We start from the raw sequence: 21365 nt of genomic DNA on the forward strand, positions 1-21365 counted from the left end.
CACAGGTTTTACAATCTTCCAGTATTTACATCATTCAGAACTGGTAAGTTGCAGAACCACATCCAGCTTGTGAGCCTTCAGGACACACTTCGTAGTGAACGTCATCTTGATCCGTCTCAAAACGGTCACGATAGCGTTCCATACCACTTACGGTTTCAACAAACTCACCGTCACGGTAAATGTCTACGGCACCTTCTGCGCCAGACCAGCGGAGCTGGACTATAGCAGAGCCTGTGCGCAGCTTGACGCCACTCAGAACGCTGACATCAATGTCCGATAAGGCAATAGTCACACTCTTAGTGACTGAATCACTGAGTTCTTCTTCATCAGTTACTGTAAGTGTTACTGAGTACGTACCTTCTTCAGCATAAGTATGCTGTGGGTTCTGGTTGGTAGAGCTTGCGCCGTCACCGAAGTCCCACTCGTAGCTCATGATGTCGCTGTCAGCTTCACTTTCGTCGGTAAAGTTAACGGTCATGCCGTCGACTGAGTAGCTGAAGTCAGCTGCAGGAGGTCCTGGTACGCCATCGTCCTCAGTCGCAACGCTTAACACTAAGCCCCAGCTGTTAAGGGTTCCTGTGTCAAAAGCAGCGTTATCTGAAACGTGAAGCGTCCAGTCACCTGTCATGGACTCTCCGTTGAAGGTGCCCACATTCCAGGTTTCGATTAGATCGTCAGCGCTTCCACCAGCCCGATCATGCAGAACATGTTCGGTACCTTCAGGAGAAGTAAGAGTAACGATTAAATCGCCAATCCAGGTATGCGTAATATTAACACTGACTTCAGTGCCAAATACCGTACCTTCGTCAGAGACGCTGATAATGCTGCTGATACCTTCCGGATCGGCATCCGGGATATCAATTGGCGTGTTGTTTTCGAACGGAATGTCTACAATGCCTTGCGGGAATACATGCAGAGCGCCTTGAGCTTCACCGGTTAATTCTCCGGTTTCTGCGTCAGTGCCACTGATCACTACGCTGTACTCGCCCCAGGCAGTATTGGCTTCTGTATATACAGTTACCGTTACTTCATCACCTGGTTCAGCAGTCGTTGATGACAGTTCCACATCGAGTTCCGGAGAAACAGAAGCCGTTAACTCAACTTCACCGCTCCAGTCAGCCAGACTACCGACTTCAAGGCTGTACTCGGCATAGGATCCTGCTTCGATTTCCTGTGCCATCGGCGACAGACTTAAGCGGAAACCCGGATCCGGATCGGCGTCAATGAGTGCCTGATAGGCATTCAGACGGTTACCAGATACTGTACGGCCAGCCAGAGCAGACAGCGGGTCACCGGAGTCCATCATGATCTGTTTTACCTCGGTAATGCTCAGCTGAGGGCTGATTGACCAGATAAGACCGGCCACACCTGCAACATGAGGACTTGCCATAGAAGTACCGGAAGCCGTTGCATAACCTTCATTCAGGTAAGTTGATAGTATCTGAGTGCCTGGAGCACCTAAATCTACGCTTTCTAAGCCGTAAGTTGAAGTGCCCGACATGGCGTCGGTACGCGTAGTATTTGCAACCGCGACAATACCGTCCAGGTCATAAGAAGCCGGATAGCTAGGGATTACGTCGGAGTCGGTGCCGTCATTACCGGATGCTGCGACAAACATAATGCCCGCATCAATACCATCGGAGATAGCCATTTCCAGAGCTTCTGAATAGGCACCGCCACCCCAGGAATTGTTCGAAGCGACTATGTTTACACCATGGTTTAGTTTCAGGTTGGTGAAGTAGTCGACACATTCAATAGCGCCGGCAGTAGAACCGAATCCGTCAGCGTCCAAAAACTGACAGGCGACCATTTGCACATTCCAGTTCACGCCGACAACGCCCAGCTCATTATTGCCAACAGCGCCGATCGTGCCAGCTACGTGCGTACCATGACCATTTCCGTCCATGGGGTCGCCATAACCAGTAATCGCTGAGTAACCGTAACAGTCGTCAATGACCCCTGTACCTGAATCATCAACACCACTGTCGCAGATCTCATTAGGGTTGAGCCACATATTGGCAGCCAGATCCGGGTGTGTGTAGTCAACACCGGTATCAATAACGCCGATAACGATGTCCTGACTGCCGGTTGTGATGTCCCATGCAGGAACTGCACTGATATCAGCGCCTGCCGTTCCGCCCTGCTGACCTGTGTTTTGTAATGCCCACATGTCTCCGAAAGCCGGATCATTAGGAATGCTCAGCGGGTTAAACTCGGTATGCGTATTGTTAATCGAAATAATATAGTTTGGCTCAGCAACCTGAACTAAAGGATGTTGAGACAAACGTTTCATTACCCGATCCCGGTGTTGCGCATTGGCAACCCGAATTTTGTTGATGCGGCCGTTGGCTACATTTCGTAAGGAAAGATCGCGGCCGAGCGCATCAGTTTCACGCATCATACCGCCAACGCCCCGAATGGTTTCAAGACGTTCTTCCTTTGATATCTGGTCTTTAAAGACCACGAGCAGGGAGTCGTCCTCAGCCTGCTTGTTCGCTGCCATAGCAGAGCCCGCAAATAGGGCTAATGAAATGCCAACGACTAATGTCTTTTTATTAGTCATTTTGCTTCCTCAAATATTAAGTTTTGGTTGTTGTAGTGCCAGGAAATGTAAAGCACCTAAAAAGAAGTAGCACAAATCTGGGGTTTAAAAATAAAGAAGCAGGTAAAGACTGGGGTTTTCCTCAAATTAGGAAGAAGGTACTAGCCCTTGGTGACTAGCAAATTTTTAACAATCTCTATAACTATTTGTATTTATTGAGGTCTTATGGTTTTGACGTCGATTTTCGAGGCTAAAAAATAGCCCGATAATACGATTGTTAAGTAATTGTCAGCGGTTAGTCTTAGTCACGTATTTTCGAATCAATTCGATAGTAAGGAAGTTAGCACCGTGGCTATTTTTATAAGAACAATAATCGCGCTCACGTTCTCGTTATTTATGACAGCGACACACGCAAGTGATTCGTTGCCATTGCATTTGGCGAGTCTGCTTGAGCGTAACTCCATGGGGAGTATGACTGGTATCAGTGGTAATGCTGCCGAACTTCATCAGCTTGGTGATTATAACCATGCAATGGTGGAGCAATGGGGCGAACAAAATTACTTATATCTGATGCAAGACGGATTCGGGAATCAGTTCAATCTTCTCCAACAGGGGTTTGGTAATCAGGCTCATTTAGAACAGGTAGGAAATTATAACTCCGCGGATGTTATCCAGTCGGGTAACAGCAATGCTGTGTTTCTGCAGCAACACGGACAGGATAATTTTATATCGGTTCAACAATTGGGCAATCAATCTCAAGTTTCTATAACGCAGTATTAATACAATCAGGGAGACTTTTATGTCTATCTTAAAAACCAAAAAAAATACCTTAGCAATTGCAGTAGCGCTAGCATTTTCTGGCAGTGCCTTTGCAGATAACCAGTCAGCAACCGTTGAACAGGTTGGTGATGAAAACGAAGCCTATGTTGAGCAAGGTGGTATAGATCATGCCGCTACCGCTTTACAGTATGGCGATAGTAATGATGTCATTATTCTACAATCAGGAACGGGTCCTTTTTCAGGCAACGCTGCAGATTCTTTGCAGGATGGTCATGATAACAGTGCTGAAATCACTCAGGACGGTGACTGGCACATCGCTGAGTCTGAACAGGTTGGTGACGGTAACGTGACTACAATTACTCAGATGGATGACTGGCAGGAAGGTTTTGCTTACGTCTACGGTGACGACAACTTTGCGGCGCTGGATCAGTATGGCTTTTACAATATAGGCACTATCGAGATTGATGGTGATGGCAATGCCGCTTCTATTTATCAGGACGGTACTCAAAACTTTGCCGAAATTCTGTTATTTGGTGACGATAACGTGTCGGATGTTGTGCAGGAAGGTGATTTCAACGAAGCCAGCGCAGCGGCTTTCGGTAACGATAATGAGTTTTATCAGTCGCAGCAAGGTAGTGATAACTGGAGCCTGTTTGAAATAGAAGGTGACGGTAATACATTCCTGGGCGATACCACCGGCGACTTGAACGAGACAGGTGTACTATTTGGTGTAGGTAATGACAACTACGCTGACTTCTATCAGGTCGGTAACTCGAATGTCGCTGGCATCATAGGTCTGGATGGCGACAGCAATACTGTATTTACCATGCAGGACGGTGACGGCAACGTATTCATCGCTTATGACGTTGAAGGCAATGATAACTTTGTTGACGTGCTGCAGCGCGGAAATGACAACCTGTTCTTGTTAGACCCTCTGCAAGGCGATCAGAATGTAATTCTGGCTGACCAGCGTGGCGACCGTAACTTAATTGACGGTCCTTCAGGCATGGTAGGTAATGAAAATGAGGTTGATGTCTACCAGCGCGGCGACGATAACCTGGCTGTTTTTGAAACCGAAGGTGACCGTCACAATGTTTCGGTACAGCAAATTGGTGACTGGAACGAAGCGGTAGGTGCTTCATACGGCTATAACAACGATGTTGAAGTAAGCAGCCGTGGCGATTACAACTGGAATGCAGTAGCTGTTGATGGTGAGTATAACGACGTTGAAGCCTCTCAGTTTGGTGACGAGAATACCTCACTGGTTGAGTTTACTGGCGACGACAACACTATCCGTGCAAATCAGGATGGCGACAGTAATGAACTTTACGTTTCTTCAGGTGCAAGCGTTGCCAGCAACAATACAATTGATGCTGATCAGCAAGGCGATATTAACTTAATCGACCTTATGGTCACTGGTAACCAGAACCTGGTTAGCTTGCTACAGGATGGTACGAACAACAGTATCGAAGCTGAAGTTGGTGGTAACGGTGGTTCAGTTGACATCTTCCAGCAAGGCGATTATAACAGCGTAATGGGTCAACAAATGAGTAACAATAGTATGATGAGTGTTACCCAGGTTGGCTACGGTAACTCCGCTACTGTAATCCAAAACTAAGTTAGGACAGGCGGCTTCGGCCGCCTTTTTTTTATGTTGAAAAAGTTAGCACTGATAATTCTATTTTTAGTAAGCCCTTCTTCTTATGCCACTGACATTGAGTTAGGTGGCATTGTTATTGACCGGACTATTACAAGATTTGGCAAAGACTTCTTTTTTTATTACACAGGGTATTGGCGGGATATTCCCGCAACAGATGGCATTACCGTTGTTATTCATGAACAAGTATTTCCTCAGGCAGGAACCCGGCTATGGGTCGAAATGGAACGCGAAGTAATTTATGAAACCTATTTTGGTCGCCGACAGAATGATGTGCGAAAGACCGCAGAGCGAGCAATTATACTGAGCGTCAATAAGGTCGCTGAAATACAGGCGGAAGCCATGTTGGGTTCGCCCGTTAATAATAAACTATAAAAGGCAGCGCAATGAAAAAAACAATGATTACCGCAGGTTTGTTATTTCTATCGAGTCAGGCGGCAGCCACACAGCTAGTATACGAACCTGTTAACCCCAGTTTTGGGGGTAACGCAATGAATGGCAGTTACCTATTGCAGAAAGCACAAAGTCAGAATGACCATTCCCCGGCGGCCAGTCAACGCTCTTTCGTGCAGCGCTTTCAGGAGCAGCTGGAGCGCAATATTATCAACAGCCTGACACGACGCATTGCTGATGGCGATCTTGTGGAAGGTACTTATGATACAGGTGAATATACGGTAGAGGTTATGGGTCAGGGCGATGGTAGTGTACTGGTGCATATTATCAATAATGAAACTGGTGAAGTTACTATCATTACTATGCCTGGCTTCGGGGGTTAATATGAAGTATATCGCATTGATCACCCTGACTACGGTGATGTTGTCAGGCTGTTCGCTTTTCCCGAAGCCTGAGAATTATAATATTGAACCGGCTGAAATTGATCAGCGCAGTCCTGTTATGCAATATCTGCATGAATCCCCGGGTCCTTCAACGCCTATACCGGTTACGGTTTATGCTTTTCGCGATCAGACTGGACAATATAAGCCGCAGGCCAATGTTTCCAGCTTTTCTACCGCGGTAACTCAAGGCGGCACTTCGATGATGATCCAGTTACTTCTGGATTCGGGCTGGTTTGCTCCATTGGAGCGAGAGAATCTGCAGAATCTGCTTACTGAACGTCAAATTCACGGGTCGGCAAAGAAAGACCAAGAGTTACCTCCGTTACGCGAAGCACGTTTACTCTTTGAAGGCGGTATTATTAGTTACGATACTAATGTGACCACTGGTGGTATTGGCGCTGAGTATTTTGGCATTGGCGCTTCTGAGATGTATCGGGAAGATCAGGTGTCTGTTTATATGCGGGTCGTGGATGTACATACGGGACAGGTATTATTATCTGTATCGTCAACTAAAAAAGTGTTTTCAGTAGAGCTCAGAGCAGGGCTTTTCCGTTACGTATCACTTAATCGTTTAGCTGAGGCAGAAGGTGGCTTTACTATGAACGAGCCAGTACAGAACTCGGTACAACGAGCGATGGAAACAGCTTTGGTTGAGCTTATTGAGCGTGGTCAGGAGCGAGGTTTCTGGCGCGCGGCTGGTTGAGAATAAGGACCAGGCGGGTAAAAAAGCTGTGTAGCAATACACAGCTTTTTTAGTTTTTGAAATTAAAGTCTGGGTGGTAGTTCACAATATTGGATTGCTGAGACCAGCGTAATAGTTCTACCCGATTTCTGGCCTGAGTTTTGCGGAAAATTGAAGATAAGTGAGTTTTTACCGTATGAGCACTGATATTTAGCTGGTATGCCACTTCTTTATTACGTGCTCCTTGAGCTACCAGTTTAACAATATTAAGTTCTTGCTTAGTGAGCGAAGTTTGTGGGAAAGCACTGTCGCTATTATTAGTTTGTTCAAGCCTTCTTGTTAACATTTCGTTAACCAGCTCTGAAAGCAGCCAGCGTGGATAATAAAGTTCACCACTACTTAATACTTTAAAGGCTGTCAGCGTTTTATCCAGCTGGTCATCATGATAAATGATGCCACGAATGCCCAGATCCAGCGCATTTTGGGGATCGATGGCATCGCGCTCGGCATCATATACAAAAATTGCAAAGCGTTGAGCTATCAGATGAATTTCGTTGGCGACATGATTGTGGCTGAGTTGCTTTCCGGCCATTGAGTAGGCTACTAAAGTGTTTTCATGTGGCTCTATTTTAAACAGCTCACTTTTTTCCCTAATCTCTGTTTCTATCTCAATTGAGTTTGCCAATAGTGAAATGTTAGTTGGCTTACAGCTACTTGATACGATTATAAATTTATTATACTTGGACATAACATCCCTCGATAGCTAACTAAACATGGATGAATTTCACCCTATATCTTTAACCTGATGTTAACACTCTGTCCGTTTAAGAACCACAGTTATAAGCATAAAAAAAGCCCCATTTACGGGGCTTCCACGGAATTCCTGGGAGCTAAGTTTTGCTGCCCTGCATGCGTTCTTCCATACGCTGCATGCGTCTTTCTAATTCCTCTGCCCGATCCTCAGCCTGCTCTGCACGCTGACGTAGCTCTTCGACCTGACGTTCACAGTTCTCAGCGCTTTCAGCGGCCCGTTCTGCTGAGCGTAAATCAGCACGTAGCTGAGAAATTTCATCTTGCTGAGTTTGAGAGGCACAGCCTGTCATTAGCCCCAGCGTTAACAGTCCCAGTATTAAACCTGATTTAATATTCACACGTTTCATATTATTCCCCTTATGGCATGAAATTATATTGTAATTATTTATTGAACACCCTAATCATCATAATGTGCTAAATTTTGATTCACTGCAAATGGGATCCCATCTTTACGATTAAAGGCCTTATCTACTAGTGTCCAGTCAATTGGGGGGAGCTTGTGGCGCGCCCGCAATTCCACCAGCATTGTAACCATATCTTTGTGCGCAACGGCATTATCGGTTACGGAAACGGGGCGATGCGCTTCTATCAGAATGTTTTTCCCGGACCACCCAGTTTTTATAGGTTGCTCAATAATATTCACGGGCACCCCTATATAAGTCATTTCAACCAGTGCCTGTATATCCTGATTATTCATACGTATGCAACCTGCGCTGGCGCGGGTACCAATACCAAATCTTTGATTGGTGCCATGAATAAGGTAACCCGCTTTACTTAAGTTAATAGCGTAAGGTCCTAATGGATTGTCGGGGCCAGCGGGAATTTGCCGACGTACTTCTTTCCCCTGATCCTGCCAACGCTGACGTATTGATGCGGGTGGATACCAGGTTGGGTTAGCCATGCGCGCATTAATCTCCATACGCCCTATTGGCGTTGGTGTATTGCCTTGGCCAATACCAATCGGATAGGTATAAATAAGATTTTTTTCCGGCATGAAATAATAAAGACGATACTCTGCCAGATTAACGACTATTCCTTCCATGGGTGCCGTAGGTAAAATAAATTGCGTAGGCAATGTTACTTTAGCCCCAACTTCTGGAATCCAGGGGTCTAAATCGCGGTTGGCGGCAACGATTTCGTTATAACCTAAGCCATAACGTTCCGCGATATCTAATAAGGTCTCACCTTCTTCAACGGTAGTGCTTTGTATATTACCAATTACGCTGGAGCCCTCCGCTGGCCAGGCAAATTTATTATTGTCCTGTGCAGTGAGCGAAAATGAAAAAATAAAAATTAAACTAAAACCAAAAACTTTCACAAGGTACTTCATATGTGTCGCACTATCCCCCGAACTTATAGGCGCCTATCATACTGACATTTGAATAAATGGTTAAGTAATAACCGTAATTTTCTAATTCTTCATCAATATTCTTTCCGCTACTTTCATAAAAACGTCATATATCAGTAGCAATAGCTTCATTCAACCGGCCTATGGTAGCCCTGTGAGCAAAGCCACACAGCGAGGAAAACTTGATGAAGTGGATGCACCAAATTCAACGTCTGGATGAAGCGGGCTTTATCTGGTTATCAGCACAACTACGCTTTACTCCACGGGCGCAACCCGCGTTATGGGTTTCACGTAGTGGTGATGGTTATGGCTATCTGGCCTTTGTTGTCTTTGCTTATGGCATGGGATGGCCAGAAGCAAGCTTGCTGAGCCTGCTTTTATTGACCGGTTTTGCTATTGAGTTGCCTTGTTATTGGTTGCTGAAAAACCTGCTACGCCGACCACGCCCCTATCAACAGCTATCTTCAGTGGTCGCTGTGATCACCGCCAGCGATAAATTCAGTTTTCCATCCGGCCATACAACGGCGGCTTTCTTGTTTGCCAGCCTTTGTAGTACGCAACTGCCGGAGTTAACTTTTTACTTGTATGTATGGGCTTCGGCCGTTGGTCTGTCGCGAGTTGCTTTGGGTGTTCATTACCCGACTGATATAGCGGCGGGCGCCATGCTGGGAATTTTGCTATCGAGTTTCACCTTATTTATTTTCGGGGCTTTTTAATGAAAATACTGTATGCGATTCAGGGAACTGGCAACGGCCATTTAACCCGGGCTTATGCAATGGCGGCCGAGTTTGCACAGCGAGAGGACCTGAAAGTTGATTACCTGATCTCCGGACGGTCACCCTCAGCGCTTTTTGAAATGCAGGCCTTTGGCGACTTTAGCTGGCGACAAGGCCTTAGCTTTGCTACCCGAGGCGGTAGAGTGTCATTGTTGGGTACGGTAAGTAAAAATCCGTGGCTACAATTCTGGCAAGACGTGAAAGAGCTCAATTTAAGTTCTTATGACCTGGTTGTTACTGATTTCGAGCCAGTTGCCGCCTGGGCGGCGAAGCGACAAGGAGTGCCATGTGTTGGATTGGGCAGGCAATATGCTTTCCAGAAACACAATCATCAGTTACCCATCAATTCCCTACAACGCGCGATGTTAAAGCAGTTTGCTCCTTGTGATACCGCCATTGGCACACACTGGCAGGAGGTACCAGAGTTGGTGCCACCGCTATTGGGCCACGCATTAAACAGTGCAGGCCACGGGCGGACCGCTATGGATATAGGGCATTTTCTGGTGTATTTGCCTTTTGAATCGCTGGCTAAGATTAAAGAGCTGTTGGCTCCTTTTAATAACTTCCGCTTTAGTATTTTTCATCCGCAGGCGACTCGTATGGAAAATGCGCATTGCCAGTATTATCCCCCGTCCCGGCAGGGATTTGCGGAGGTATTTAGCCAGGTTCAAGGAGTAATCTCTAATGCTGGCTTTGAAACCAGTAGTGAGGCGCTGGCGTTGGGAAAAAAATTACTGGTGAAACCTTTGAGTGGGCAGTTTGAACAATACGCCAATGCTCATTGCCTGGCGGAACATGATTTGGCTTCTGTAATGTTTGGTTTAGATCGGGAGTGCATGTCCATGTGGTTACGGCATGCTATTCCAGCGCAGATCAAGTGGCCGGATATTGCACCGCAGTTAGTTAACTGGCTGGCTGACGGGGCGGATGAACCGGTGCGCAGCCTGAGTTTACGTTTGTGGGGGCAAGAAAAAGAAAACCGTCAGGCGACTGCCTGACGGTTTTAAGTTTTAATTACTGGCGCTGTTCGTCACTGCGTGTGCGCATAGCTTCAAATTCATTACCTTCAGCCCACTGCGGCCAACCGCGGCTATTTGCCAGGTGATTACCGATACGGAAATAAATCCATAAGTCTTGATGAGTGCCGCGTAAGTCCCATTCAGGGTCATACTCATCAGCTGGTTGATGGTAGGCTTCACGATTATATATAGCGCGTTGCTCCTGGCCCCATTCTTCACCTTTTTCAAAGTGATCATTACCGCCTTTGGCATACAGCATAGGAACGCCTTTGCTAGCCAGACTGAAGTGATCTGAACGATAGAAAATACCCGCTTCAGGGTTTGTTTCCGGTGCCAGGTAGCGGTTCTGAGCTTCTACATAAGGTTCTGCGTATTGCTGCATGTCGGAGTTTTCCCAGCCAACAACTACAAAATCCTTCATTGGGCCGTAGACGTTCATAACGTCCATGTTAATGCCAGCTGCTGCCTGTTCAAGCGGTAACATTGGATTATCCGCATACCAGGCTGAACCTAACAGGCCGCGCTCCTCAGCGCCAACCAGAAGGAAGACAACACTGCGTTCTGGTGCTTCTTCTGCCTGGGCAAACTTTTCTGCGATGGACAGAACACCGGCTGTACCGCTGGCATTGTCCTGGGCTCCGTTATAGATATCGCCACTGATAGGCTCGACACCCAGATGATCCCAATGAGCCATATAAATCACATGCTCTTCCGGGTATTTACTACCTTCAATGTAACCAAGAATATTATGCGTATCGATATATTCAAATTCGTTTTCTACGGTCATCGATAAGGATGTTTGCAGGTCAATGGCGGAGAAATCTTCAGCCAGCGCAAGCTCATGAGCTTCTCCCAGAGTCATACCAATGTTCGCGAACAGTTCTTCAGCTTTGTTGTCGGTAATCCAGCCTTCCAGAGTGCTGCGATCCATATTGCGATTTTCGCGAGCCAGGTCAAAACGAACCGGTGAACCACCGGCGATAACATTCCAGCCATAACCTGCAGGGCCAGTTTCGTGGATGATAATGGCGCCAGTGGCGCCCTGACGGGCCGCTTCTTCAAATTTATAGGTCCAGCGGCCATAATAAGTCATGGCATTGCCTGTAAATAAGTCGTCATCCTGGGTGGCATAGCCCGGGTCATTGACAAACATAACTACGGTTTTGCCTTCAACATCCAGGCCTTCATAATCGTTCCAGTCAAATTCCGGTGCAACGATGCCATAACCGACAAATACCAACTCGCTTTTGTTCACCTCAACCTGCTCTACTACCCGAGGTGTCCAGGCCATCATTTCTTCACGGTATTTGAATTCACTTTGCTCGTCGTTGTGTGAAAGTTGCATGTTAGTTACACGCGTCGGGGCGATGCGAACTAAGGGCACTGGCTGCAGGTAGCCATCTTCGTTGTACGGCTCTAGCCCCAGTGAAGAGAATATGTCCGTGGCGTACTCGATAGTGAGTTCTTCCCCACGTGTTCCGGGAGCCCGGCCTTCAAATTCATCGGACGAAAGTATGCGCAGATGTTCACGATAATTGTCATTAAAATGATAATCAACATAACCGTCTGCATCAACGGGGGGGGCAGTCTCAGGTTGTGGAGTCTGAGCTGGCGAACAGGCTACGGCAAGTAGGCTTGCGGCAGCGAGAAAAGTGAGTTGTCGCATGAGTCTTCCCTCTTGGTGTGGAGCAACATTTTTGTGACAACATCATAGCATTGAGATAAAAAAAAAGCGCGACCCAAAGGCCGCGCTTTTCCTGTTTGAGCAATGAAACTGCGATTAACGCAGGTCTTCAATTTGTTGCTGAACTTCAGGGTCGTTCTGCATGCGATATGCGATAGCGTTATATTCTTCAACGCTCAGACCACTGTCTTCAACTGCTTCAACCATTTCGCTCTGAGCTGAAATTTGTAGCTCTTGAGCTTCTTCCTGAGTTTCAGCGGCTTCAAGCTGCTCAACAAACTCATCGTTAATACGTTCAATATCGTTCAACGCTGATGCAAACTGTTCCAGTTGCTCTTGAGTTACTGGCTCATTCTGCATTTCTTCCATTTGCTGCTGTGCATATTCCTGCTGTTGTTGCTGTTGGTCCTGAGCAAGAGCTGGAACAGAAAACATAGCGGCTGCAAGTGCTGATAGTGCGAAAGTACGTTTTAACATAAGACGTTCTCCTCGTTGAAATATAATTTGTTAATTCACTAGTACTAAAGCGAACTCCATGCCAACCTTTCAGGGGTTGTTGTAAGTTATTGTTATATTTGATGTTTAAGTTATTTTTGGCGTTTTAGGCCGAGTTTGAAGAATTTAAAATGGAACTATAGTGTATACTTTTGTCACATATGACAGATTTGTCAGTGACAGAAGTGACACAACTATGAAAAAACTACCCCGCCAGTTCTGGCAACTTGCAGGCATGCAAAGAGCATTGCTCTTGTATGTGGTTCTGCCCTTACTGGTTACCGCTGGATTGGGCATTGGTTATGGCCTGGACCGCGTTTCTAAATTAGAGTCCGATCGATTAAAAGACGATGTCGAACTCATTGGCCGCGCCATTCGGCTACCTATAGGCGAAGCTTTGGCTGTTGGTGATGAGGAGGCCGTGCGCCGAACCTTGCAGTCAGTGTTTGATATTGGCCGGATTTACGGTGCTTCAGTATTTGATGTTAATGGTAACCAGGTTGCTGCAGCTGGCATTACTGAACGCGACCTGACATCCAGTCAGGTTGCCCAGCAGGTGGTAACTACAGGTGAACAACAGGAGCGTTACCGACAGGTCTCTGGCATGTTTTTGTTCTCTCATTTTATCCCTGTGTTTGATGACCTGGGGCGTACCAATGGATTTATCCAGATTAACCGGCGCGCTAGTGACTTTGATGCTTCTTTAGAGCAGTTATCAAGAACCGCCTGGGCAACTTGGTGGGTGATGTGTCTGGTGACTTTAGCTATTGTTATTTTCGGCCATTATGGTGGCGTGGGGCGGCATGTTAATGCGCTGAAAATGAGTATGAACAGAATAGAAACCGGGGAGCGTTCGCACCGTGCTCTGGAGACGGGCCCTACGGAAATCGCTGAAGTGGCGAAAGGGCTGAACCGAATGCTGGATAGCATTGATAGAAAAGACTTGGAACTGGCCAAGCGTCAGGCACATGAAGAAACCCTGGCCCAGCAGCTTCAGCATCAGGAAAAAATGGCTGCTATTGGTCGCGTGGCCGGCGGGGTTGCTCATGAACTGGGTGCACCATTAACCGTAATTGATGGTCGTGCCCGACGCTTATTAAAGGCGAACGAAAATCCTGATGAGATACGGCAGTTGACGGCTATTCGCGGGCAAGTGGCCCGGTTGACGCGTATTGTGCGGCAGCTACTTAACTATACCCGTCGCACGGGAAGTGGTTTCTCTAACGTGCAGCTTAATGAATTGATCAACGAATGTCTGGAAAACGTGCGTCATGAATTGCCCGAAGATGGTCCTCGATTGACGCTACTCTCTTCGCCATCTTTACATGCTTTATGTGATGAATCCCGTATCGAGCTGGCGTTGGTTAATATCATTCGCAATGCAGCTCAGGTTGCTGCAAAAAGAGTTGAGGTATCACTTGAGGACGGTGCTAACCAGGTCGTCATTCGGGTGCGCGATGACGGTAGCGGGCTGCCAGAAGATGTTGATGAATATCAGCTTCTGGAACCTTTTTACACAACAAAGGCACAGGGTGAAGGTACCGGGCTCGGCTTAGCTATTGTGGATAACGTAATGGCCGAGCATAACGGTAGCTTAAGTATTGGTAATCACGCTGATGGAGGCTGCGAGGTTACTTTGTGTTTCCCCAGGCAGCCGGACAGCCCGATTGAGCAGGAGTCTTAACGTGGTAGAAAAAGATGTGGTGCGGAAAAACACTATGGATGAACGAATTTACGTGGTGGAAGACGATCCTGGCTTACGAGAGTTATTGCAGGAAGAGCTGGAAGCCGAGGGTTACCAGGTGCAGGCGCAGGATTCGGTGGAACAGGCATTGCCTGAAATTGAAAACTGGCAGCCGGATTTGGTGATTAGTGATCTGCGTTTACCGGGTGCTAATGGTATGAGTATGATCCCACACCTGCAGAAGTTACCTGCAGCGCCGGCTATTTTGCTAATCACTGCCTTTGGAACGGTTTCGCAGGCGGTTGATGCTTTAAAACAGGGGGCCGATGATTTTCTTACCAAACCACTGGATATTGAGCACTTGTTGCTGGCTACCCGAAGGCTTATAGAAAACCGGCGACTGAAGAACACGGTGAATGCTTTTCGTCGCTCTCTGGGCGATAACTCTTTTCACGGCATGATTGGGAACAGCCGAGCCATGCGTGATCTGGTTAACCAAATTGCTCAGGTCGCGGGGGCTGAATCGGCCGTATTAGTATTAGGTGAAAGTGGCACTGGTAAAGAGCTTGTTGCTAAAGCTATTCATGAAGAAAGTAGTCGCAAAGACGGACCTTTTTTGGCAGTGAATTGCGCGGGTATTCCTCTGGAACTGATGGAAAGCGAATTCTTTGGCCATGCAGCGGGCGCTTTTACTGGTGCACAGAAAGCGCGCTCAGGTCTGTTGAAAGAAGCGGATCAGGGAACGTTGTTGCTGGACGAGATTGGAGAAATGCCGCTGGAACTGCAGGCCAAGTTACTGCGGGTGTTGCAGGAAGGCACTTTGCGTCCGGTTGGTAGTGATCAGGAAATTCAGGTTGATGTGCGGATTATAGCTGCAACGCACCGTGACCTTGAAGCTTTGGTCAGTGAAGGGCAATTTCGTGAAGACCTTTTTTATCGGCTGGAAACTTTTGCGTTGCAGGTTCCTGCTTTAAGGGAGCGGGGCGACGACCGGGAGTTGCTGGCACAGTTTTTCCTCGCCGCTCTGACCAAGGAAAATGACACACCTCCCGTGTTAAGTAGTGCGGCTCTGGACCGTATTTATAACTATCCATTTCCTGGCAACGTGCGCGAACTGCAGAATGCGATGGAACGAGCGGTTACGTTTTGTCAGGGCAAAGAGATTTTGCCGCAGCACTTACCGGACCGTATGCAAAAAGAAGCGCAGGTCAGTAATAACGAAGAACAAACACCTGGGTTTGGCGAAGTGCCGTTATCGCAGCTACGCTCCTTAAGTGATGTGCAACGAGACTATGTACGCTACGTATTGCGCGAATCTGGAGGCAATAAACGCAAGGCAGCTGAGATACTCGGGGTTACCCGACGTACGCTGTATCGTTGGCTGGAAGACTGATCCTGTTGCCCGGCGCAGGCGTAACAACCTTCGAAACTAAATAATAGAGAGTGTAATGATGAAAATATTAATGGTACTGACCTCGCACGATAAGCTAGGTGATACTGGCCATAAAACTGGCTTCTGGGTAGAAGAATTTGCAGCACCTTATTATGTATTCGCAGAACAGGGGGTTGATATTACCCTGGCATCGCCAGCCGGCGGCCAGCCACCGATAGATCCTAACAGTGAGGGTGATGATGCTCAGACCGAAGCTACCCGACGTTTTTATAAGGATGATGCTCTGCGTGAAAAGCTGGCGCATACTAAGCGGTTATCTGAAGTCAGTGCTGATGAGTTTGATGCGGTGTTCTATCCCGGTGGCCATGGTCCTTTGTGGGATCTGGTTGATGATAAAGACTCTATTCGCCTGCTTGAAAGCTTCTGGGAACAGGGCAAGGCGGTGGCTGCGGTCTGTCATGCTCCTGCGGTTTTACTGAATGCAACGCTGGCTGGCAAGCCTCTGGTCTCGGGTCGTGCGGTTGCCGGCTTCACCAACAGTGAAGAGGAAGCTGTGGAATTGACTAAGATAGTGCCTTTCCTGCTGGAAGATGAATTAAAAGCCAAAGGCGGGCGTTATGAATCGGGTCCTGATTGGGAACCTTTCATATTGCAGGATGGTCTGTTGATTACCGGTCAGAACCCGGCGTCTTCAGAACCCGCAGCGAAAGCTTTACTGCAGGTTCTGCACGGTAAGCCTTAAAAGCTTCGCTGAATAGTGACTCCTGCACTCAGCTGTCGGCCGGGTGCAGGTTCAAAAGAGCGGCCACTCCCCTGATTGACTACAACGGCTCCTACGTAGTCCCTGTCTAGTAGATTGTCTATACGTAACCACTGGTTAAAGGTCCAGCTCTGGTGGTCCTGACGGGCCTGAAGCGAAGCATTCCAGACCAGGGCCGAAGGTGCAAATTCGGTATTGTTATCGGTGGTTGCGATCCGTGAGCGGTAGAGAGCGCTGACGGCAGCCCGCAGCCGATTATCGTGCCAGGGCTGCCAGCTAAGCTGGCTGAACAAGTTGGTGTTGGCTATGCCCGGAAGGCGGCGACCATCCAGTTCGTCTCCTGTATAGCGAGCACTGATAAAACTGGCGCTGCTGCGCAGTTGCAAGGCAGGATGAAAATACCATTGATGGCTTAGTTCAGCGCCCTGGCGTTCTGTACGAGCGGCGTTGCGATAGGTTGTACGACCATCAATGGAGCGGTCGACGACGATATCGTCACGGCTTTGTATGTCGAACAGGCTGAATTGCAGCTGTCCCTGACGGCCCTGCCACTTGATACCAGCTTCGGCTTGCTCGATTTGTGCGGGCGTGAGTTCGGTATTCAGGCCGGTGCCTTCATTCTGATAGGCAAGCTCAGTCAGCGTAGGCGTTTCATAACCTTCACCAAAAGACACAAATGCAGACCAGTCAGGCAGAAACTGGTAATTCAGACCGGTTGACCAGGACTGCTCATCATAACTCAGTGACCCACTGTCATCCGGAACGACGCCTGGTACTATGTATCTGTCATCAACACTGAAATTGATTTGACTGTAACGGGCTCCAACGAACCAGTTCCAGTCATCACTAAACTGCCAGGTGCTGAGTGCGTAGATATCGTCACTTTCCACCTTGCCGGTTTCGTCGCGGCGCAATTCACCTCGTTGCCCAAAGTCATTTGCAAACCCCAGGCGGGTGTCTTCCTGGCGTTCCAGATCCAGTCCAAGGTTCAATTCCAGCCGCTGGTCTAAAGCATAAGGAAGCCAGCTATATTGTGCATGCATGCCATAGAACCCCCGCTCCAGATCAATAACGGCACCGGATGAGGTTTCGGCATCGCCAGGGAAAGGCAGATATTGTTCTATTTCACGCTGTCCATGCCAGCCAGCCACCTGCCACTGCTGGTTGTCCAGACGTTGGCGCAGGGTTATCGATTGCTGGCGGTGACGTATGCTTTTACGCGTGTTAAAGACGCTGGCGCCGGCAAAGGTTTGCTGAGGATCCTCGCGCCATTGTTCAGGGGTTAGCGACCCTGGGTCTTGCAGTAGGGGGGCATTGTTATCATCCAGGCGCGCAATCAGCTGAATGTTATTGTCCCATTCGTAATACATGCGTGCCGCCCACTGATCGCGTTCAACCTCTGACTGCTCACGATCGCCATCGGTGCGAAAGCGGGCATGATGCAAACTAAAGGCCATTGTATCTTCTCTATAAGCCGCGTCTAAAGTGCTACGGGCACGGCTGTTGGCGCCAGCCGCGTGGCCAGCCCTTAAATAACTGCTGTCCGGAATCGCGCTTTGAAAATCGATAATGCCGCCCGCACCATTGCCGTAAACGCCAGCTAAAGGCCCGCGCAGGACTTCTACCCGCTCGGGTTCATCGAGGAAAATACTGGATGTCTGTGCCTGGCCATCGGGCATCGACAAAGGAATGCCATCCAGTCGCATGAGAATGCCCCGTACACCGAAGGCGGCCCGGGCTCCGAAACCACGCAGGACAATGCGTGTATCCTGAGCGAAATTATACCGGGTATCCGCCTGAACGCCGGGAATGCCTTGCAATAACTCGGCGGCATCGACTCGTAACCCAGGGTGTTGCTGTTCCACAGAAACACGCTGCACACTCGCAGGAGTGGTTAACCAGGGTGTTTCTGTGCGGGTAGCGGTAACCACTATTCGCTCTTCAGAACTGGGTTTCGTCACTTCGTCGTCTGCCATGGCGGCAGGCATGAAAAGGCTCGCTGAAATAGCGAGCCCCAGACTGTGTTTGACCACGTTAACTACTCCGCAGGTGAAAGACGTAAAATTTTACCGTTCTCATGATCCGTTAACAGGTAGATATTACCGTCTGGACCAATACGGACTTCCCGGATGCGCTGGCCAAGATCCATATCTTCTTCGTGGATAACCCGATCACCGTCCATTTCTAATCGGGCCAGATTTTGACCACGAAGGCCGGTGGCCAGAATATTGCCCTGCCAGGCAGGGAATTGATTGCCGTCATAAAATGCCATACCGGAAACCGCGATAGAAGGGGTCCAGTGCCAAACGGGTAATTCCATGCCCTCTTTGTCAAAACCAATGCCTACCTCACCACCGCCGTATTGTTCGCCATGGGTAACCACTGGCCAGCCGTAGTTTTTACCAGCTTCAGGCAGGTTTACTTCATCGCCCCCCTGAGGACCATGTTCTACCGCCCACATCAGGCCAGTGTCAGGTTGGATATCCATACCCTGAATATTACGATGTCCGTAGGACCAGATTTCAGGTTGTGCACCCTCTTCACCGACAAAGGGATTGTCTTCCGGTACTGAGCCGTCGGGATAAATACGAATTAACTTGCCGGTGTGATTATCTAAGGTTTGCGCGTCGTCCTGGCGGTCGCCGCGATCACCGAGGCCGAGAAACAGATACTCGCCATCTGCGCTGAATATCATGCGGCCGCCGTAATGTCGGCCACCCTGTTCTTTCGGATACTGACTGAAGATAACTTCCAGGTCATGCAATGTGTTGTCTTGTAACCGAGCTTTAGCAACCGCAGTGCTGGTTATCTCACTACCTTCGCTTTCCGGCTCAGAATATGAGAAATAAATAATTTGGTCGTTCTCGTAATCAGGGCTCAGTTTGACGTCCATCAAGCCGCCCTGTCGCATAACTTTGATTTCAGGGAGGCCTTCTATGGGGTCGCCCTTATTGCCATCGGATTCAACAATACGCATGTGGCCTGCGCGTTCAGTGACCAGCATACGACCGTTACTCAGAAAGGCGATGCCCCACGGATGGTTGAGTCCTTCGCTCAGGGTTTCCACCTGAATATCAGCCCATCGGGTTTGTAGGGTTTCAGCCGAGGCTGAGGCGGTGTAGCCCGCAGTAAAGGCCAGGGTTGAGGCCAGGACCAGCGCTTTTTTCAGCTCACGCATAAAATCATGCTCCGATTAGTGTCAATTGATTAATAATGTACGTATATAGCGTAGACAAAGATTACTGTTTTATGTCTTCTTTCAACTTACTTTAAGGTACTTTGCGGCAACAATGCAGCCACTACCTCTGCTAATTTACGAAAAGTTTGCCGACGACTGGTGGTTGGTCGGAAAACCAGGCCAATTTCACGGTAAGCTTCACTGTCCGTGGGAGAGACCGGCACCAGACTGGTTTGTTTTAGAATACCCTGGTCGATGGCCATCTGCGGCACAAAGGTAGCTCCTACGCGGGCATCCGCCATTTGCACCAGACTATGCAGACTCGACGCTGTAAATGGGTTTATTTTACGGGAGTCTCCCAGACGGCAGGCCGTCACAGCATGCCCTGTTAAGCAATGTTCTTTTTCCAGAAGAAAAATGCTGGCGTCCGGTAAGCGCGAATAATCTACGGGTTCTCCAACTAATTCAGCCAGATCCGGATGTAGAACCATCTTGAAAGGATCGCGGCCAAGCATCCAGTGCTGATTGCCCTGCGTTTCAACGGGCAAGGCAAGAATCAAGGCGTCCAGCTCTCCGTTTTTTAGTAGCTGCAGCAACTGCTGAGTCGTATCTTCACGAATCTGTAACTGCAATTTGGGATAGTCATGGCATAACTTCTTACTCATCGGACCCAGAAGAAAGGGGCCAATAGTAGGTATGCAGCCGATCCGAAGTGGGCCTTGCATGACTTCGCCCTGGCTTTGAGCGTGGTTCATCAGCTCTTCAGTATGGGTAAGTATTGTGCGTGCTCTATCGACAATTTCCTCGCCCATACCGGTAAACAAAAAGGACTTATGGTCACGCTCAATGAGCTGGCACTCAAGTTGATCTTCCAGGTTCTGAATACCGCTACTTAAGGTTGATTGGCTGACATAGCAGGCTTGAGCCGCACGATTGAAGTTTTGATGCTGGTGCAAGGCCAGCAGGTAACTCAGGTTCTTCAGACTAGGTAGCTTACTCATGTGGTGATTCCTTATCAGTGGTAGAACCATATTCGCTTAATCGATTACGGTGATAGCTTTTATTCGCTTTCGCCGATATGAGACTAAACCTATCATGAGCCTCGTTGATTTGAAACACGTAATCCTAACCGGAGGAAATAATATGTTAACAGTAGGCGATAAATTACCAGATTTCTCAGTAGTGGCAGCTAAACCAGGTTTTAACATGCCAGAAGAGAATGGTGAAAGCGCATTTGAAACCGTTACTCAGGACAGCTTTGAAGGTAAATGGAAAGTTATTTTCTTCTACCCGAAAGATTTCACCTTTGTTTGCCCAACTGAAATTGTTGAGTTTGCCAAATTAAACGAAGAATTTGCAGACCGTGATGCCGTAGTTTTGGGTGGCAGCACTGATAACGAATTCGTAAAACTGGCATGGCGCCGTGAGCACCCGGATATGAAAAGCCTGAACCAATATTCTTTCGCTGATACTTCTGGCGATTTGGTTGATGGCCTGGGCGTTCGTGACAAGACTGAAAATGTCGCATTGCGTGCAACTTTCGTAGTTGACCCCTTTAATGTGATTCAGCATGTCTCAGTAAACAGCCTGAATGTAGGTCGTAACCCGACAGAAATCGTACGTATTCTGGATGGCTTACAGACTGACGAGTTGTGTCCTTGTAACCGTCCATTAGGCGGCGACACGCTGTAACTCTACTTTCCTGACAGGGGGGATTT

20 protein-coding genes are annotated in these 21365 nt (G+C 48.2%); 11 read left to right on the forward strand and 9 right to left on the reverse strand.

Annotated features, from left to right (window positions below; translation table 11 throughout):
* Nucleotides 1-34: 34 nt before the first annotated feature.
* Nucleotides 35-2563 (reverse strand): S8 family serine peptidase, encoded by a 2529-nt coding sequence (locus CWE09_RS10120; protein WP_126803842.1) that lies wholly within the window; start codon nt 2561-2563, stop codon nt 35-37.
* A gap of 327 nt (nt 2564-2890) precedes the next feature.
* Here CWE09_RS10120 and CWE09_RS10125 point away from each other — a divergent pair, with 327 nt between their 5' ends.
* Genes CWE09_RS10125 through CWE09_RS10145 form a run of 5 tightly spaced genes read left to right on the forward strand, consistent with a single transcriptional unit; the run spans nt 2891 to nt 6518 of the window.
* On the forward strand, nt 2891-3322 hold the full coding sequence (locus CWE09_RS10125; protein ID WP_126803843.1) for a curlin subunit CsgB: 432 nt from the start codon (nt 2891-2893) through the stop codon (nt 3320-3322).
* A 19-nt stretch (nt 3323-3341) separates the two neighbouring features.
* Entirely contained in the window at nt 3342-4940 is a 1599-nt protein-coding gene (locus CWE09_RS10130; protein ID WP_126803844.1) for a hypothetical protein, read from the forward strand.
* Nucleotides 4941-4973: 33 nt separating this feature from the next.
* Nucleotides 4974-5354: a curli production assembly/transport protein CsgE gene (locus CWE09_RS10135; protein ID WP_126803845.1), complete on the forward strand. Its 381-nt coding sequence runs from the start codon at nt 4974-4976 to the stop codon at nt 5352-5354.
* An 11-nt stretch (nt 5355-5365) separates the two neighbouring features.
* A complete protein-coding gene (locus CWE09_RS10140) occupies nt 5366-5755 on the forward strand; it encodes a curli assembly protein CsgF (protein ID WP_126803846.1) in 390 nt (129 codons plus the stop codon).
* 1 nt (nt 5756) lies between these two features.
* Nucleotides 5757-6518, forward strand: a complete 762-nt coding sequence (locus tag CWE09_RS10145; RefSeq protein ID WP_126803847.1) for a CsgG/HfaB family protein — start codon at nt 5757-5759, stop codon at nt 6516-6518.
* Nucleotides 6519-6567: 49 nt separating this feature from the next.
* On the opposite strand, the gene CWE09_RS10150 is transcribed toward CWE09_RS10145, so the two are convergent.
* The 3 genes from CWE09_RS10150 to CWE09_RS10160 all read right to left on the reverse strand — a co-directional run bounded on the left by CWE09_RS10150 (nt 6568) and on the right by CWE09_RS10160 (nt 8640).
* On the reverse strand, nt 6568-7245 hold the full coding sequence (locus CWE09_RS10150) for a helix-turn-helix transcriptional regulator (RefSeq protein ID WP_126803848.1): 678 nt from the start codon (nt 7243-7245) through the stop codon (nt 6568-6570).
* 142 nt (nt 7246-7387) lie between these two features.
* Nucleotides 7388-7657: a hypothetical protein gene (locus CWE09_RS10155; RefSeq protein ID WP_126803849.1), complete on the reverse strand. Its 270-nt coding sequence runs from the start codon at nt 7655-7657 to the stop codon at nt 7388-7390.
* Between the two features lie 50 nt (nt 7658-7707).
* Nucleotides 7708-8640 (reverse strand): L,D-transpeptidase family protein, encoded by a 933-nt coding sequence (locus CWE09_RS10160; protein WP_126803850.1) that lies wholly within the window; start codon nt 8638-8640, stop codon nt 7708-7710.
* Between the two features lie 203 nt (nt 8641-8843).
* Between CWE09_RS10160 and CWE09_RS10165 the strand changes: the two genes are divergently transcribed.
* Both CWE09_RS10165 and CWE09_RS10170 read left to right on the forward strand, forming a co-directional pair.
* Nucleotides 8844-9374 (forward strand): phosphatase PAP2 family protein, encoded by a 531-nt coding sequence (locus CWE09_RS10165; RefSeq protein ID WP_126803851.1) that lies wholly within the window; start codon nt 8844-8846, stop codon nt 9372-9374.
* On the forward strand, nt 9374-10432 hold the full coding sequence (locus tag CWE09_RS10170; RefSeq protein ID WP_126803852.1) for a glycosyltransferase family protein: 1059 nt from the start codon (nt 9374-9376) through the stop codon (nt 10430-10432). Before CWE09_RS10165 ends, CWE09_RS10170 begins: the two co-directional genes overlap by 1 nt.
* Nucleotides 10433-10448: 16 nt before the next feature.
* Here the strand turns inward: CWE09_RS10170 and CWE09_RS10175 are convergent, their stop codons facing one another.
* Nucleotides 10449-12119: a M28 family metallopeptidase gene (locus CWE09_RS10175; RefSeq protein ID WP_126803853.1), complete on the reverse strand. Its 1671-nt coding sequence runs from the start codon at nt 12117-12119 to the stop codon at nt 10449-10451.
* A 114-nt stretch (nt 12120-12233) separates the two neighbouring features.
* A complete protein-coding gene (locus CWE09_RS10180) occupies nt 12234-12614 on the reverse strand; it encodes a DUF4168 domain-containing protein (protein WP_126803854.1) in 381 nt (126 codons plus the stop codon).
* A 214-nt stretch (nt 12615-12828) separates the two neighbouring features.
* Between CWE09_RS10180 and CWE09_RS10185 the strand changes: the two genes are divergently transcribed.
* The 3 genes from CWE09_RS10185 to CWE09_RS10195 are packed head-to-tail and all read left to right on the forward strand — an operon-like array spanning nt 12829 to nt 16451.
* A complete protein-coding gene (locus CWE09_RS10185) occupies nt 12829-14316 on the forward strand; it encodes a sensor histidine kinase (protein WP_241974334.1) in 1488 nt (495 codons plus the stop codon).
* Between the two features lie 34 nt (nt 14317-14350).
* Entirely contained in the window at nt 14351-15709 is a 1359-nt protein-coding gene (locus CWE09_RS10190) for a sigma-54-dependent transcriptional regulator (protein WP_126803855.1), read from the forward strand.
* A 58-nt stretch (nt 15710-15767) separates the two neighbouring features.
* A complete protein-coding gene (locus CWE09_RS10195) occupies nt 15768-16451 on the forward strand; it encodes a type 1 glutamine amidotransferase domain-containing protein (protein ID WP_126803963.1) in 684 nt (227 codons plus the stop codon).
* Here CWE09_RS10195 and CWE09_RS10200 read toward each other — a convergent pair.
* The 3 genes from CWE09_RS10200 to CWE09_RS10210 all read right to left on the reverse strand — a co-directional run bounded on the left by CWE09_RS10200 (nt 16448) and on the right by CWE09_RS10210 (nt 20648).
* Nucleotides 16448-18502, reverse strand: coding sequence for a TonB-dependent receptor family protein (locus CWE09_RS10200; protein ID WP_241974335.1), 2055 nt, complete (start codon nt 18500-18502; stop codon nt 16448-16450). The genes CWE09_RS10195 and CWE09_RS10200 overlap by 4 nt on opposite strands.
* 5 nt (nt 18503-18507) lie before the next feature.
* Nucleotides 18508-19647, reverse strand: a complete 1140-nt coding sequence (locus tag CWE09_RS10205) for a PQQ-dependent sugar dehydrogenase (protein ID WP_198679707.1) — start codon at nt 19645-19647, stop codon at nt 18508-18510.
* Between the two features lie 86 nt (nt 19648-19733).
* Nucleotides 19734-20648 (reverse strand): hydrogen peroxide-inducible genes activator, encoded by a 915-nt coding sequence (locus CWE09_RS10210; protein ID WP_126803856.1) that lies wholly within the window; start codon nt 20646-20648, stop codon nt 19734-19736.
* A gap of 142 nt (nt 20649-20790) precedes the next feature.
* On the opposite strand from CWE09_RS10210, the gene CWE09_RS10215 reads away from it, so the two are divergent.
* Nucleotides 20791-21339, forward strand: a complete 549-nt coding sequence (locus CWE09_RS10215) for a peroxiredoxin (RefSeq protein ID WP_126803857.1) — start codon at nt 20791-20793, stop codon at nt 21337-21339.
* The last annotated feature ends 26 nt before the right edge of the window (nt 21340-21365 follow it).

This window comes from Aliidiomarina minuta (genome assembly GCF_003987145.1).
In the GTDB taxonomy this organism is placed as follows: Bacteria; Pseudomonadota; Gammaproteobacteria; order Enterobacterales; family Alteromonadaceae; genus Aliidiomarina; species Aliidiomarina minuta.